Annotated in this window: 1 protein-coding gene; it reads right to left on the reverse strand. The window is 59.9% G+C overall.

Going from position 1 to position 1,302, the window contains the following annotated elements; genetic code table 11:
* Positions 1-34: 34 nt before the first annotated feature.
* A complete protein-coding gene (locus FHT70_RS30060; protein WP_183706751.1) occupies positions 35-1,225 on the reverse strand; it encodes an IS481 family transposase in 1,191 nt (396 codons plus the stop codon).
* Between the last annotated feature and the right edge of the window lie 77 nt (positions 1,226-1,302).

Consider the following 1,302-nt stretch of genomic DNA (forward strand, 5'->3'; position numbering starts at 1 on the left):
TGTCCGACCCGGAGACATAGGTAACAGTTTGTCCCTAAGACATGGGTGACAACCTCGTGCCGAACGGGTTGTCGATGGTTTGTAAGGTTCTCTGTTCCAGATCGATATATCCCAGATCATAGTGCATGAAGCTGACGAGCCAAATACCGTCGTCGACTTCTTTTAGTCCAAGCCTCTGGCCGGCCATGACGGTCGAGATGTTGATCTTCTTGCGGTGCATGCAGATGCGACCGCAACTGGTGACCAGTGCCTCCTTGTCGTGGAAGGGGTAGCTGATCTGCGGCAGCCCCTGATAGGTTCGCGCCGATGGCGTGTAGATGTCTGCGGGCGCCTTCATGGCAAGCGCCTCGTGCGGCCTTTCGGTATTGAATTCGCTGATGAATGCATCGAAGCGCGCCTGCTGCTGCAGGATGTTTCTGCCGGGTGGACGCGTGGCTTCTTTCTTCAGCGTCAGGTGCATGCGCTCGTGCCGGCCATTCTCTTGCGGATGGCCCGGCCTGATGCGCTCGAGCACGATCCCGAGCCTCAGCCACCATACCGACAGCTTCGACAGATTGTAGAGCCCGTTAGGGCTGGCAAATGGCAGGCCGTTGTCGGAGCGGATGGCGCCTGGCAGGCCACGCTCGTCAAACAGCCGGTGGAAGGCCTCGAAGACACCGCGTTCCCGTGTCGATTCGAAAGCTTCGCAGCAAAGCAGGTAGCGCGAGGCCTGGTCGGTGACCGTCAACGGGTAACAATATCGGCCATCACCAAGCTTGAACTCGCCCTTGAAGTCGGCACACCACAGGTCATTGGGATCGAGCGGCACCGACAGCGGCGTTCCCACGGCCTTGTTCGCCCGGTTCCTCTTGCGGGCCTGGCGAACAAGGCCGTGCCGATCGAGCACCGCATGGACCGTGCTTCTGGCTGGCACCCGCACGTCGCCGGCCAGCCGTTTGACCAGCAACTCCCTTATCTTGCGCGCCCCCCAGTGCGGCTTGTCCTTCTTGAGCCGCACGATCATCGCCTCGACCGGTTCGGGCAATTGATTGGCATAACGCACCGGCCGACGCGACCGGTCCGTCAGCGCTTCCAGCCCTTCGTCCCTGTAGCGGTTGAAGATCTTGTAGCCGGTCTTGCGCGAGATGCCGAACGAACGGCAAACCTCGCTCATCCCTTCGCCCTCCAGCAACCGGGCGACAAATCGTAGACGTTCCTCCATCACCGAAGTCTCTCTCCACGGCATCCACACCTCCCGATCAAAATCGAAAAGTGTAACCCATGTCTCCGGTACGAAACGTCACCTATCTCTCAGGTCGGGCA

Source organism: Rhizobium sp. BK049, assembly GCF_014193135.1.
Taxonomy (GTDB): Bacteria; Pseudomonadota; Alphaproteobacteria; order Rhizobiales; family Rhizobiaceae; genus Rhizobium.